Source organism: Pseudomonas sp. NFPP07 (genome assembly GCF_900115645.1).
In the GTDB taxonomy this organism is placed as follows: domain Bacteria; phylum Pseudomonadota; class Gammaproteobacteria; order Pseudomonadales; family Pseudomonadaceae; genus Aquipseudomonas; species Aquipseudomonas chlororaphis.
The window spans coordinates 321,434-335,336 of record NZ_FOXG01000001.1; the positions used below are offsets into that span (position 1 = coordinate 321,434).

The 13,903-nt window shown below is 64.3% G+C and carries 12 protein-coding genes; 4 read left to right on the forward strand and 8 right to left on the reverse strand.

The features are described from left to right. Positions 1 to 11: 11 nt before the first annotated feature. From BM019_RS01500 to BM019_RS01530, 7 genes are all read right to left on the reverse strand, one after another. Complete coding sequence (locus BM019_RS01500) at positions 12 to 551, reverse strand: DUF2058 domain-containing protein (protein ID WP_062824977.1); 540 nt, start codon at positions 549 to 551, stop codon at positions 12 to 14. Between the two features lie 27 nt (positions 552 to 578). Then, positions 579 to 1,412, reverse strand: coding sequence for a nucleoside triphosphate pyrophosphohydrolase (gene mazG / locus BM019_RS01505; protein WP_092417451.1), 834 nt, complete (start codon positions 1,410 to 1,412; stop codon positions 579 to 581). 64 nt (positions 1,413 to 1,476) lie between these two features. Further along, the gene (gene relA, locus BM019_RS01510; protein ID WP_007927768.1) at positions 1,477 to 3,720 is read right to left on the reverse strand and encodes a GTP diphosphokinase; all 2,244 of its coding nucleotides are present in this window, start codon (positions 3,718 to 3,720) and stop codon (positions 1,477 to 1,479) included. Between the two features lie 120 nt (positions 3,721 to 3,840). Continuing rightward, entirely contained in the window at positions 3,841 to 5,193 is a 1,353-nt protein-coding gene (rlmD, locus tag BM019_RS01515) for a 23S rRNA (uracil(1939)-C(5))-methyltransferase RlmD (RefSeq protein ID WP_092417452.1), read from the reverse strand. Further along, positions 5,193 to 6,095, reverse strand: a complete 903-nt coding sequence (gene cysM / locus BM019_RS01520; protein ID WP_009045119.1) for a cysteine synthase CysM — start codon at positions 6,093 to 6,095, stop codon at positions 5,193 to 5,195. The genes rlmD and cysM overlap by 1 nt, the downstream gene beginning before the upstream one ends. Before the next feature lie 80 nt (positions 6,096 to 6,175). After that, positions 6,176 to 7,588: a sensor histidine kinase gene (locus BM019_RS01525; RefSeq protein ID WP_092417453.1), complete on the reverse strand. Its 1,413-nt coding sequence runs from the start codon at positions 7,586 to 7,588 to the stop codon at positions 6,176 to 6,178. Then, on the reverse strand, positions 7,575 to 8,297 hold the full coding sequence (locus BM019_RS01530; protein ID WP_092417454.1) for a response regulator transcription factor: 723 nt from the start codon (positions 8,295 to 8,297) through the stop codon (positions 7,575 to 7,577). The genes BM019_RS01525 and BM019_RS01530 overlap by 14 nt, the downstream gene beginning before the upstream one ends. A 220-nt stretch (positions 8,298 to 8,517) precedes the next feature. Here BM019_RS01530 and BM019_RS01535 point away from each other — a divergent pair, with 220 nt between their 5' ends. From BM019_RS01535 to BM019_RS01550, 4 genes are all read left to right on the forward strand, one after another. Continuing rightward, positions 8,518 to 11,271: a response regulator gene (locus BM019_RS01535; protein ID WP_009045122.1), complete on the forward strand. Its 2,754-nt coding sequence runs from the start codon at positions 8,518 to 8,520 to the stop codon at positions 11,269 to 11,271. 66 nt (positions 11,272 to 11,337) lie between these two features. After that, positions 11,338 to 12,327 (forward strand): 2-hydroxyacid dehydrogenase, encoded by a 990-nt coding sequence (locus tag BM019_RS01540; RefSeq protein ID WP_092417455.1) that lies wholly within the window; start codon positions 11,338 to 11,340, stop codon positions 12,325 to 12,327. A gap of 90 nt (positions 12,328 to 12,417) precedes the next feature. After that, positions 12,418 to 12,855, forward strand: a complete 438-nt coding sequence (locus tag BM019_RS01545) for a hypothetical protein (RefSeq protein ID WP_009050281.1) — start codon at positions 12,418 to 12,420, stop codon at positions 12,853 to 12,855. Then, on the forward strand, positions 12,852 to 13,256 hold the full coding sequence (locus BM019_RS01550) for an META domain-containing protein (protein WP_007927741.1): 405 nt from the start codon (positions 12,852 to 12,854) through the stop codon (positions 13,254 to 13,256). Before BM019_RS01545 ends, BM019_RS01550 begins: the two co-directional genes overlap by 4 nt. 114 nt (positions 13,257 to 13,370) lie before the next feature. On the opposite strand, the gene BM019_RS01555 is transcribed toward BM019_RS01550, so the two are convergent. Next, positions 13,371 to 13,835: a TlpA disulfide reductase family protein gene (locus BM019_RS01555; protein ID WP_007931800.1), complete on the reverse strand. Its 465-nt coding sequence runs from the start codon at positions 13,833 to 13,835 to the stop codon at positions 13,371 to 13,373. Positions 13,836 to 13,903 lie beyond the last annotated feature (68 nt).

A 13,903-nucleotide genomic window follows, 5' to 3' on the forward strand; every position in this document is an offset into this window, starting at 1 on the left:
TTTATGCGGGTTTACCACATCAGATCGTCAGGGATCTGGTAGGCCGCATACGGATCGTCCTCGTCCGGCGCCTCGGTTGGCGTGTTGAGCTGAACGATGCGCCGTGGATCGCGCTCCTGGATCTTCAGCGCAGCTTCACGCGGGATGACCTCATAACCGCCGGCATGGTGCACGATGGCCAGCGAGCCGCTGCTCAGCTTGTTGCGCATCAGGGCGTTCACCGACAGGCGCTTGACCTTCTTGTCGTCGACGAAGTTGTAGTAGTCCTCGGTGGTCAGCTTCGGCAGGCGCGACACTTCGATCAGTTGCTTGATCTGCGCGGCACGGGCCTTCTGCTCGGCCTTCTCCTGCTGCTGGCGGTTGAGTTCCTGGTCGCGCTTGACCTTCTCGGCCATGGCTTCCTGAGCCGCCCGCTGCTGGGTATCGTCCAGTTCGATCTGGCCTTTGTGGGCCAGGCGTTGCTGCTTCTGTTTCTCTTTGCTGACCTGTTTGGCCTGCTTTTGGTTGACCAGCCCTGCTTTGAGCAACTGGTCGCGAAGGGAAAGGCTCATTGGTGCTCACTCACTTAGGCAACAGCCTCAGCCACAGCTGGGCAAATTCTTTTCCTGACGTTTGGCTTCGCCCCACAAGGCGTCCAACTCTTCGAGGGTGCAATCTTCCATGGGTCGGCGGGTATCGCGCAATGCCTGCTCGATAAATCGAAAGCGCCGCTCGAACTTGGCATTGGCGCCACGCAGGGTGGTTTCCGGATCGACCTTCAGATGCCGGGCCAGATTGACCACGGCGAACAGCAAGTCGCCCACCTCGTCGGCGATCGCCTGCGGGTCATTCTCGGACATGGCTTCGAGCACTTCATCGAGCTCTTCGCGGATCTTGTCCACCACCGGCAAGGCATCCGGCCAGTCAAAACCGACCTGGGCCGCGCGCTTTTGCAGCTTGGCCGAACGGGACAGCGCCGGCAGCGCCGCGGGCACATCGTCGAGCAAGGACAACTGCAAAGGCTGCGCCGACTTCTCGGCGCGCTCCTCGGCCTTGATCTCTTCCCAGCGCTGCTTGACCTGTTCTTCATCCAGCCGCGGAATATCCAGCGGCGCGTACAGCTCCCCGGTAGGGAATACATGGGGATGGCGACGGATCAGCTTGCGGGTGATGCTGTCGACCACGCCATCGAACTCGAAACGCCCCTCCTCCCGCGCCAGCTGGCTGTAATACACCACCTGGAACAGCAGATCGCCCAACTCGCCCTGCAAGTGCTCGAAATCGCCCCGCTCGATGGCATCGGCCACTTCGTAGGCTTCTTCCAGGGTGTGGGGGACGATGGTGGCGTAGTTCTGCTTGATATCCCAAGGGCAGCCGTACTGCGGGTCCCGCAGCCGCGCCATCAGGTGCAACAGGTCTTCAAGGCTGTACATCGGTCACTCTCGTTAGCGCCCCTGCGGGAGCAAGCCAGCTTGCTCCCGCAGTATCGGGCCATCTTCAAGGGGTACGGTTACGGCGGGTCTCGATGATGTTCGGCAACTGGGAAATACGCCCCAGCAACCGCCCCAACGCGTCCAGCCCCGGAATCTCGATGGTCAGGGACATCAGCGCGGTGTTGTCCTCCTTGTTCGAGCGGGTGTTGACCGCCAGCACGTTGATCCGCTCGTTGAGCAGCACCTGGGACACGTCACGCAGCAAACCGGAGCGGTCGTAGGCGCGAATGATGATGTCCACCGGGTAGGTCTGCACCGGCACCGGGCCCCAGCTGACCTGGATGATCCGCTCCGGCTCGCGGCCGGCCAGTTGCAGCACCGAGGCACAGTCCTGACGGTGAATGCTCACCCCGCGCCCCTGGGTGATGTAACCGACGATCGCATCCCCCGGCAGCGGCTGGCAGCAGCCAGCCATCTGGGTCAGCAGGTTGCCGACGCCCTGGATCTGGATGTCGCCGCGCTTGCCGGGCTTGTAGCCGGTGGCCTTGCGCGGGATCAGCTCCAGCTGTTCGTTGCCGCGCTCCGGCTCCACCAACTGCTGAGCCAGGTTGACCAGTTGCGCCAGGCGCAGGTCGCCCGCGCCCAGTGCCGCGAACATGTCCTCGGCGGTTTTCATGTTGGCCTTGTCGGCCAGCTTGTCGAAATCCACCTGCGGCAGGTCGAGGCGATTGAGTTCGCGTTCGAGCAGGGTCTTGCCCGCCGCCACGTTCTGATCCCGCGCCTGCAGCTTGAACCAGTGGACGATCTTCGCCCGCGCCCGCGAGGTGGTGACATAGCCCAGGTTCGGGTTCAGCCAGTCGCGGCTCGGCGTGCCGTGCTTGCTGGTGATGATCTCGACCTGCTCGCCGGTCTGCAGGCTGTAGTTGAGCGGCACGATGCGCCCATTGATCTTCGCGCCCCGGCAGTTGTGACCGATCTCGGTGTGCACGCGGTAGGCAAAGTCCAGCGGGGTCGCGCCTTTCGGCAAGTCGATGGCGTGGCCGTCGGGGGTGAAGATGTAGACCCGGTCCGGCTCGATATCCACCCGCAACTGCTCGGCCAGGCCGCCGATATCCCCCAGCTCCTCATGCCACTCGAGCACCTGACGCAGCCAGGAGATTTTCTCTTCGTAGTGGTTGGAACCGGACTTGACGTCGGTGCCCTTGTAGCGCCAGTGGGCGCAGACCCCCAGCTCGGCCTCTTCGTGCATCGCGTGGGTGCGGATCTGCACTTCCAGCACCTTGCCCTCAGGGCCGATGACCGCCGTGTGCAGCGAGCGGTAACCGTTCTCCTTGGGGTTGGCGATGTAGTCGTCGAACTCTTTCGGAATGTGCCGCCACAGGGTGTGGACGATCCCCAGCGCGGTGTAGCAGTCGCGCATTTCCGGGACCAGCACGCGCACCGCGCGCACGTCGTAGATCTGGCTGAACTCCAGGCCCTTGCGCTGCATTTTGCGCCAGATCGAATAGATGTGTTTGGCCCGGCCGCTGATGTCGGCGTCGACGCCGGTGGCCCGCAGTTCGTTCTGCAGCTGGTTCATCACGTCGGAGATGAAACGCTCGCGATCAAGGCGCCGCTCGTGCAGCAACTTGGCGATCTGCTTGTACTGCTCAGGCTCCAGGTAGCGGAAGGACAGGTCCTCCAGCTCCCATTTGATATGGCCGATACCGAGGCGATGCGCCAGCGGCGCATAGATGTCGAAGACTTCCCGGGCGACCCGGTTGCGCTTCTCGTCGTCGGCGTTTTTCACCGCGCGAATCGCGCAGGTCCGCTCGGCCAGCTTGATCAGTGCCACGCGCACGTCATCGACCATCGCCACCAGCATCTTGCGCAGGTTTTCCACCTGGGCCTGGGTGCCGAGCACGAGGGATTGGCGGGGGCTGAGGCTGGCGCTGATCGCCGCCATGCGCAGCACGCCGTCGATCAGTTTGGCCACCACCGGGCCGAAGCGCTGGCTGACGGCCGGCAGCGGGATCTGGCCTTCCCGGACGCCACGGTAAAGCACCGCGGCTACCAGCGAATCCTGATCCAGCTTGAGGTCGGCAAGGATCTCCGCGATCTCCAGGCCAGTGCTGAAACTCGACATGTCCTCGCCGCTGAGATTCTTCGCCGCGATGTGTTGTTGCTCTGCCTCACGAGCAAACTCGCAGGCTTCTTTCAAGGCTTCACGGTCCAGTGCCATGTCGACGCTGACCGCATGATCGAGCCACGCCTCGAGATTGATACTGCCGTCGGTGTTGATCGGCTGGTGCGCTCTCACCTGTACCATCTTGCTTTACCTTCCCTACGACGCACATTCAATGCGTCAAATCGCTGACCTTCACTGCCAGTATTTCCTCGCTGGGCCGGCGAGTGCTGCCTGACGGGCCAACGGATTAGACGAGCCATCCTAGCTCGCTTCAAATAACGCCATGGCCTCGACATGTGCCGTCTGAGGAAACATATCGAGGATCCCGGCACGTTTTAACCGGTAGCCCTGCCTGACCAGTTCGACTGTGTCACGTGCCAGAGTGGCAGGGTTGCATGACACATAAACCAGGCGCTTGGCGCTCAGGCTCGCCAGCTTGCGGACCACCTCGAAAGCCCCGTCCCGAGGTGGGTCCAAGAGTACCGCAGAAAAGCCTTCGCGGGCCCACTCGGCGTCGCTCAGGGGCTGCGATAAATCGGCCTGAAAAAACCGGGTGTTATGCAAATTGTTGCTAGCGGCATTCTCCGCGGCACGCGCGACCATGGTCGCCACCCCTTCGACCGCCACCACTTCCCGAACGTTCTGCGCCAGCGGCAAGGCAAAGTTGCCCAAGCCGCAAAACAGGTCCAGCACGCGCTCGTCGGCCTGTGGCGCCAACCACTCCAGGGCCTGGGCCACCATCGCCTCGTTGACCCCGGCGTTGACCTGGACAAAATCCCCCGGCCGATAAGCCAGCTGCAGATTCCAGGGCTCCAGGCGATAGCCCAGGGTCTGGTCCGGGTCCACCGGTTGCGGCTCGCCTTCGCCATGCAGCCACAACTGGGCCTCATGGAATGCGCAGAACGCCTGGAGAATCTCCAGGTCGGCCGCGGACAACGGCGCCATATGGCGCAGCAGCACGGCAATCGCCGAACCGCTGAACAATTCCACGTGCCCCAGTGCCTGCGGCTTGCTCAGGCGCTGCAGCATGGCCGGCAAGCGGCTCATGATCGGTTGCAAGGGCTGTACCAGCACCGGGCATTCGTCGATGGCGACGATGTCCTGGCTGCCGGCGGCGCGAAAACCCACTTCGAGCTTTTTCGCCTTGGCGTCCCAGCGCACCGCGACCCGCGCCCGGCGCCGGTAGCCGAACTCCGGACCGCTCAAGGGCGCCGCCCATGCCTCTGGCTCGACACCGGCGACCCGCGACAGCTGCTCGGCGAGCATGCGCTGTTTCAGGGCAAGCTGTTCGTCATGGGGCAGATGCTGCACGCTGCAGCCACCGCAACGGCCGGCATGGGCGCACGGGGCCGGGCGCCGCAAATCGCTGGCGCTGAACACCCGCTCGGTACGGGCTTCCACCACTTTGCCGTGGGCGCCCAACACGCGCGCCTCGACCTCTTCGCCCGCCAATGCGCCAGCGACGAACCAGGTACGTCCTTCCAGGAAGGCAATGCCGCGACCATCGTTGGCCAGGCGCTCGATGGTCAGGCGCTGTTTTTTCCCGACGGGTATCTGCGCAGCCCGGCTGCCGCCCGAAGGCTGGAAGCGCAGGCCTCTGACTGGCTTAGCCATCAGTTGGGCGCATCGAAGATGCCGGTCGACAGGTAACGGTCGCCACGGTCACAGATGATCGCGACAATCACCGCGTTTTCGACTTCGCGGGACAGGCGCAACATCGCCGCCACCGCACCGCCCGAGGACACGCCGCAGAAGATGCCTTCTTCGCGGGCCAGGCGCCGGGTCACGTCTTCGGCTTCGCTTTGCGCCATGTCGACGATGCGATCCACGCGACTGGCCTGGTAGATCTTCGGCAGGTATTCCTGCGGCCAGCGGCGAATGCCGGGAATGGCCGAGCCTTCCATCGGTTGCAGGCCGATGATCTGCACGTTCGGGTTCTGCTCCTTCAGATAACGCGAGGTGCCCATGATGGTGCCGGTGGTGCCCATGGAGCTGACGAAATGGGTGATGGTGCCCTCGGTCTGGCGCCAGATTTCCGGGCCGGTGCCGGTGTAGTGCGCCTCCGGGTTGTCACCGTTGGCGAACTGGTCGAGCACCTTGCCACGACCTTCGGCCTGCATCTTTTCGGCCAGGTCGCGCGCGCCTTCCATGCCCTCTTCCTGGCTGACCAGGATCAGTTCGGCGCCATAGGCGGTCATTGCCGCCTTGCGCTCGGCACTGGAGTTGTCGGGCATGATCAGGATCATCTTGTAGCCCTTGATCGCCGCGGCCATCGCCAGGGCAATCCCGGTGTTGCCCGAGGTCGCTTCGATCAGCGTATCGCCGGGGTGAATCTGCCCACGCAGCTCGGCGCGAGTGATCATCGACAGCGCCGGGCGGTCCTTGACCGAACCCGCCGGGTTATTGCCCTCGAGCTTGAGCAGCAGGGTGTTGCTGGTGACGCCAGGCAGGCGCTGCAAACGGACCAGCGGGGTGTTGCCGACGCAATCGGCGATGGTGGGGTACTGCAAGGTCATGGCGTATTCGCAATCCGGACTGCGGGGGCGACTATCATACCGGCAAACGTTCGCAGGCCATATCACGCAAAGTGAGGGTCTTATGGCTTAACGATATAAGGCAGCGAATCAGCCTCGGGCGAAGGCGCGTCCATCACAACGGTAGCCCGCAGGCGCATGTTCAAACGCAGCCCACGCCCGGTATTTTCCGCCCACAGCTGGCCGCCCTGACGCTGCACGGCGTTGCGCGCAATACTCAACCCCAGGCCAAAACCGCCATGGCCCGGGCGCGAGCCGTCGAGGCGGGTAAAGGGGTCGAAGATCCGCTGCAGATCGGCGTCGGCCACGCCAGGCCCTTCATCCTCCAGCCACAGCAACCAATGCTCGCCCTGGCGCTGGCCGTCCAGCAGCACACGACCGCCCGCGGGCGAATGACGAATGGCATTGCGCAGGATATTTTCCAGGGCCTGGGCCAGGGTATTGAGGTTGCCCCGGACCCAGCATGAAGCGTCCAGCGCACAGTGCAGTTGCGCGCTGGACCAGGCGCTTTCGAAGCAGGCGTTTTCCGTGAGCATTTCCCACAGGGCCTGGATCTGGATGTCTTCCTCGGCCAGCGGTGCCCGCTCGGTGTCGAGCCAGGCCAGTTGCAGGGTGTCGTCCACCAGCCGCTGCATGCCATCGACCTCCCGTGCCAGCCGCTCGCGCAGTGCCGGCAGGCTCTGCTCGCCGTCACAGGCGACCCGCAGGCGACTCAGGGGCGTACGCAATTCATGGGAAAGATCGCGCAGCAATTGTTGCTGCAAGGCCACCGTGCCCTGCAGGCGCTCGGACATCTGGTCGAACGCCCGACCCAGCTCGCCCAACTCGTCCTGGCGACTGGTGGTCTGGCTCGACAGCCGCGCATTCAGTTGATCGGCGCGCCAGGCGTTGGCCTGTTCGCGCAGCTGGTTCAGCGGCACCACCAGCAGTCGATACAGCCCGACACACAGCAGCAGGGTGAACAGGCCGGGAATCACCCCATTGGTCAGCACCCGCCAGAACACCCGGTAGCGCCCGGGCATGAAGCGCTGGGGCAACTCGATCACCAGGCTGCCGGCGGACGGGTCGTTGGGAAACGCAATCTTCAGCCAGGGCAAGCCACGGGTATGCCGGCTGACCGGCCAATCCAGGCCGCGCAGGAACGTCAGGTGCTGGCTCTCGGCTTCGCTCAGCGGATAGCTGCTCAGCGATTGCAGGTCGCGGCCGATGACCCCGACCCAATGGCGCTCGCGCTCGGCCATGCCCTGCAGCCAGGCATCGACCCCGGCGCTCTGCCCCTGGTTCCAGGCCCGTTCGGCTTCGGCGGCGTAGCCGGTCAGCGTGCCGCGGGCCTCGTCGGAAAGGAACAGGTTCTTCTGTTCCATGTAGCGGCCCCAGGACCAGCTCAGCCAGATCATCAGCAGGCAGAACGCGACCAACAGGCAGGCCAGCTTCCAGAACAGCGAATGCCTGCCGGGCAGCTCAGGCCATTTCATCGACGGCACTCAGCACATAGCCCTTGCCCCAGACCGTGCGCACTTCCCGCGCGACATAACCGACGGCCTTGAGTTTGCGGCGGATCTGGCTGATGTGCATGTCCAGGCTGCGATCATGGGGCGCGTAGCCGCGCTGCAGCACATGCTGATAAAGGAAGGGTTTGCTCAGGACCTCGTCGCCGTTGCGGTTGAGCGTCTCCAGCAGGCGGTATTCGCTGCGGGTCAGCCCGGCCCACTGTTGCCCGTAATGCACGTCGCACAGCTCGTCGTCGAAACGCAGGCCCTGGGCTTCCTGCCTGAGCGGCGCCGGGGCCGGCCGGCGATCCAGGGCCACGCGCCGCAGGATGGCTTCGATCCGTACCCGCAGTTCGGCCATGCTGAAGGGCTTGGGCAGATAATCGTCGGCCCCCAGGCGAAAACCGCTGATGCGATCGGCCTCGGCCCCCAGCGCCGACATCAGCAGCACCGGTGTGGAATGGCTCTGGCGAAAATGGGTGAGCACCGTCAGCCCGTCCATCCCCGGCAGCAGGATGTCCATCAGCACCACATCGAAAGGTTGCTGGCGAGCCATCGTCAGGCCTTCCTGGCCGTTCTGGCACCAGGTGACATCAAACCCACAACGGCCCAATTGCTCGTGCACATAGGCACCGAGCACCAGGTCGTCTTCGATACTCAGGATCCGGGGATGGCCGACAGATACGGGATTCATTAGCTTCTGCAAGTAATTCTCAGTTGGGCGATTATTCAAGATTGTCCGCGGCCGGGCAACCGACACCGGTCGACAAAGCGCTCGCTAACCCGCGGCACCTGAGCGGTTCGATGGTTAATTTTGCGAAGATTGCGACAAAGCAAATGGCTACACTGCGCAGGTGGTGCGCACCGGATGTGCGCAGGGTTCATTCAAAACGGCGTGGTAGCAGGAGAGTTGCGTGCTTAAGAAACTGGGGATCAAAGGCCGCGTGCTGTTACTGACCTTGCTGCCAACCAGCCTGATGGCGTTGGTGCTGGGCGGTTATTTCACCTGGATGCAGCAGTCGGACCTGCAAACCCAGCTTCTGCAACGCGGCGAAATGATCGCCGAGCAACTGGCGCCCCTGGTGGCACCGGCCCTGGCCCACAAGAACATCGCCCTGCTGGAACGCATCGCCACCCAGTCCCTGGAACAGCAGGACGTGCGCGCAGTGACCTTCCTCGCGCCCGACCGCACGCCCCTGGCTCATGCCGGCCCGAGCATGCTCAACCAGGCGCCGACCGGTAACGGCAGCCAGATGCTGCAACGCACCGGCAGCGACGCCACCCGCTATCTGCTGCCGGTGTTCGGCCGCCACCGCAACCTGGCCGGCGACCTGATTCCCGACGAGTCCGACCGCCTGCTCGGCTGGGTCGAGCTGGAGCTGTCCCATAACAGCATGCTGTTGCGCGGCTACCGCAGCCTGTTCGCCAGCCTGCTGCTGATTATCGCCGGGCTGATCTGCACCGGCCTGCTGGCGCTGCGCATGGGGCGCACCATCAACAACCCGCTGAGCCAGATCAAACATGCCGTTACCCAACTCAAGGACGGCAACCTGGAAACCCGCCTGCCCTTGCTCGGCAGCCAGGAGCTGGACGAACTGGCCTCGGGCATCAACCGCATGGCCGGCACCCTGCAGAACGCCCAGGAAGAATTGCAACACAGCATCGACCAGGCCACCGAGGACGTCCGGCAAAACCTGGAAACCATCGAGATCCAGAACATCGAACTGGACCTGGCGCGCAAGGAGGCCCTGGAGGCCAGCCGCATCAAGTCGGAATTCCTGGCCAACATGAGTCACGAAATCCGCACGCCGCTCAACGGTATTCTCGGTTTCACCCACCTGTTGCAGAAAAGCGAACTGACCCCGCGCCAGCTGGATTACCTGGGCACCATCGAAAAGTCCGCCGACAGCCTGCTGGGAATCATCAACGAAATTCTCGACTTCTCGAAAATCGAAGCCGGCAAGCTGGTGCTCGACAGTATTCCGTTCAACCTGCGCGACCTGTTGCAGGACACCCTGACCATCCTCGCCCCGGCCGCCCACGCCAAGCAGCTGGAACTGGTCAGCCTGGTGTATCGCGATACCCCGCTGTCGCTGGTGGGCGACCCGCTGCGCCTCAAGCAGATCCTCACCAACCTGGTGAGCAACGCCATCAAGTTCACCCGCGAAGGCACCATCGTCGCCCGCGCCATGCTCGAAGAAGAACACGAAGACAGCGTGCAACTGCGCATCAGCATTCAGGACACCGGCATCGGCCTGTCGAACCAGGACGTGCGCGCCCTGTTCCAGGCCTTCAGCCAGGCCGACAACTCGCTGTCGCGGCAACCGGGCGGTACCGGCCTGGGGCTGGTAATTTCCAAGCGCCTGATCGAACAGATGGGTGGCGAGATCGGCGTCGACAGCACGCCCGGCGAAGGTTCGGAGTTCTGGATCAGCCTGCGCCTGCCGAAAACCCGCGACGACGCCGAAGACCTGCCCGCCCCGCCGCTGCTCGGCAGGCGGATCGCGGTCCTGGAGAACCATGAGCTGGCACGCCAGGCCCTGCAGCATCAACTCGAGGACTGCGGCCTGGAAGTGACGCCGTTCAATACCCTGGAAGCCCTGACCAACGGCGTGACCGGAGTGCACCAGACCGAACAGGCGATCGATCTGGCGGTGCTCGGCATCACCAGCAATGACATGCCGCCGGAACGCCTCAACCAGCACATCTGGGACCTCGAACACCTGGGCTGCAAAGTGCTGGTGCTGTGCCCGACCACCGAACAGACGCTGTTCCATCTGTCGGTGCCCAACCCTCACAGCCAGTTGCAGGCCAAACCGGCCTGCACCCGCAAACTGCGGCGCGCCCTGGCCGACCTGGTCAACCCCAAGGTGGTGCGCAACGAGCCGAGCGAACCGATCGCCAGTCGCCCGCCACGGGTGCTGTGTGTCGATGACAACCCGGCCAACCTGCTGCTGGTGCAGACCCTGCTCGAAGACATGGGCGCCAAGGTGCTCGCGGTGGACAGCGGCTATGCGGCGGTCAAGGCAGTGCAGAACGAATCGTTCGACCTGGTGATGATGGACGTGCAGATGCCCGGTATGGACGGCCGCCAGAGCACCGAGGCGATTCGCCAGTGGGAGAGCGAACGCAACTGCACGCCGCTGCCGGTGATCGCCCTCACCGCCCACGCCATGGCCAACGAAAAACGCGCGCTGCTGCAAAGCGGCATGGACGACTACCTGACCAAGCCCATCAGTGAGCGGCAACTGGCTCAGGTGGTGCTGAAGTGGACCGGTCTGGCCCTGCGCAACCAGGGACCGGAACGCACTGGCGAACCGTCCGGCAACGGCCTCGAGCTGCAAGTGCTGGATCACGACGAAGGTTTGCGCCTGGCCGCCGGCAAGGCGGACCTGGCCGCCGACATGCTGGCGATGCTCCTGGCCTCGCTGGAGGCCGATCGTGAAGCGATTCGCGCCGCCCGTGCCGCCAACGACCACAATGCGCTGATCGAACGGGTCCACCGTCTGCACGGGGCGACCCGCTACTGTGGAGTGCCGCAGTTGCGCGCCGCCTGCCAGCGCAGCGAAACCCTGCTCAAGCAGGAAGACGTCAAGGCCTTCGCCGCCCTCGACGAACTCGAACGGGCCATCAACCGCCTGGCCACGGAGGCCCGCATCAACGCCTGATCCAGGGCAACGACAGGTTTGCCCCGAAGGTTCATGCTCGGGGCAACCTCCCACAAGGACGACGCCATGCGCACGATTCTCTTCAGCAGCCAGAACTATGACCGCGACAGCTTCCTCGGTGCCGAGCCGCCGCCGGGTATCGAGCTGCAGTTCCAGGCCGCGCGCCTGAGCCTGGACACCGCGGCCCTGGCGGAGCACCACGAGGTGGTCTGCGCTTTTATCAACGACGACCTGAGCGCCCCGGTGCTGGAGCAACTGGCCGCCGGCGGCACGCGCCTGATCGCGCTGCGCTCGGCCGGCTACAACCATGTCGACCTGGCCGCGGCCAAACGCCTGGGCCTGAGCGTGGTCCGGGTCCCGGCCTATTCTCCCCATGCCGTGGCCGAGCACGCCGTGGCCCTGATCCTGGCGCTGAACCGCCGCCTGCACCGCGCCTACAACCGCACCCGCGAAGGCGACTTCAGCCTGCACGGCCTGACCGGCTTCGACCTGGTGGGAAAAACCGTCGGCATCGTCGGCACCGGGCAAATCGGCGCGACATTTGCCCGGATCATGGCCGGCTTCGGCTGCCAGTTGCTGGCCCACGATCCCTTCCCCAACCCGCAAGTCGAGGCCCTGGGCGCGCGTTACCTGAGCCTGCCGGAGCTGCTGGCCCAGGCGCAGATCGTCAGCCTGCACTGCCCGCTCACCGCCGACAGCAAACACCTGATCAACCGCCAGAGCCTGGCCCGGATGCAACCGGGCGCAATGCTGATCAACACCGGCCGTGGCGGCCTGGTGGATACTCCGGCGCTGATCGAGGCGCTGAAGAACGGCCAGTTGGGCTACCTGGGGCTGGATGTCTACGAAGAGGAGGCGCAGCTGTTCTTCGAGGACCGCTCCGACCTGCCGCTACAGGACGACGTGCTGGCGCGGCTGCTGACCTTCCCCAACGTGATTGTCACCGCCCACCAGGCGTTCCTCACCCGCGAGGCCCTGGCGGCGATCGCCGACACCACCTTGCACAACATCGCCGCCTGGGCCGCCGGCGCGCCCTGCAACCAAGTGGAAGGCTGAGCCGACGGACCGGCGGTAAGCGAAGGTCATCTGCCTGCAACCTGAGGTATCGGGGTGCGTGCTAGCATACGCGCCAGATTTGGAGGACCCATGGTCGAACACGATTTCCGCTACAGCCTGATGAACCCGCAACACACCCTGATCGAATGCCGCGCCCTGGTGCCCGGCCGCTATCAGGTCACCGGCAACGGTGGCTCCATCCGCAACGACGACGTGCTGATCGTCACCCTCAAGGGCAGCAAGGACCTGTCGATGCGCCTGACGGTGGAAACCGTGCGGCACCTGATCAACCCGGTCGGCCAATGGGTCGCCGTGGCCCGTGGTCCGGTATTCGGCGAGCTGGCGATCCATCAGTGGCAGGTCAACTGCGACAGCTGCGCGGCCGAGCTGAGCTTCGAGTTCGCGGTGGATGCCAAGCTGGGCAGCAAGGCGCAAAAACCCGCGGCCAGCGCGCGGATCGCCGAGCTGGGCTGGATCAGCGAAGGGGAAAAACACCTCTGCCCGAAATGCCAGCGAGCCGCCCAATGAAACGCCTGGCGTTAACCGCCGCGTTCGGCGCCGGCCTGCTGGGTTGCGCGGCGGAGCCGGTGAAACTACAGCAGGATCGCAGCTACATCCTGGAGTGGATCGGCGAGCGTCCGCTGATCGACTACAGCCACCTGACCATCACCCTCGGTGAAGACGGTCGCGCCTACGGCAACGGCGGCTGCAACCACTGGTTCGCGCCCTATACCCTGGACGGCGACAAGCTCAGCTTCGGCAAGGTCGGCAGCACCCGCAAGCTGTGCGCGCCAGCCCTGATGGAGCAGGAACGACGCTTCCTGCAGGCGCTGGAAACCGTCCAGCGCTGGGACATTTCCCCAATCGAGCAAGTGCGCTTCTGGCCGGCCGAAGGCAAGCCGTTGCGCTGGTGGCTCGAGGAAGGTTGATACCGCCCCCTGTAGCCGCTGCCGCAGGCTGCGATAAGGTCCGCAGGACCTTCAGCGATCCCTAGATCGCAACGGCCTTGCAGGCCGATCGCAGCCCGCGGCAGCGGCTACAGATCAATGCCCGCGCAGGGCCTCCAGCTTCGCCATCACACCCGCCGCGGTCTGTTCGCCCATCAGTTGCTCACGCACCTTGCCCTGGTCATCGATGATGTAGGTCACCGGCAGCCCTTCGCTGCGTGGCAAGTCGAAAATCTCTGCTGGGTTCTGCGCCAGCACGGTGAACTTGATCCCCAGTTTTTCACTGGCGCTCTTCAGTTCTTCACCCTGGACGTTATCGAAATTGACCCCCAGCACACTCACCGGCTGGCCCTTGAGCCCTTCGGCCAATGCATTGAGCTCGGGAATCTCGGTGCGGCACGGCCCACACCATTCGGCCCAGTAATTGAGCACCAGCCACTGCTTGTCCACACGCTCGGCGGCGACTTTCCGGCCATATTGATCGACCCCGTAATCGTTACCGCAGCCGCTCAGCAACAAAGTGCCGATGATCGCCAATGCCGCTGCCAGTTGCCTTGCCATGCCTTGATCCTTGTATTGAAAAAAACCCGTCAAACCCGCTTTCTCGTGCGACCCATCGCCTCGCAAGG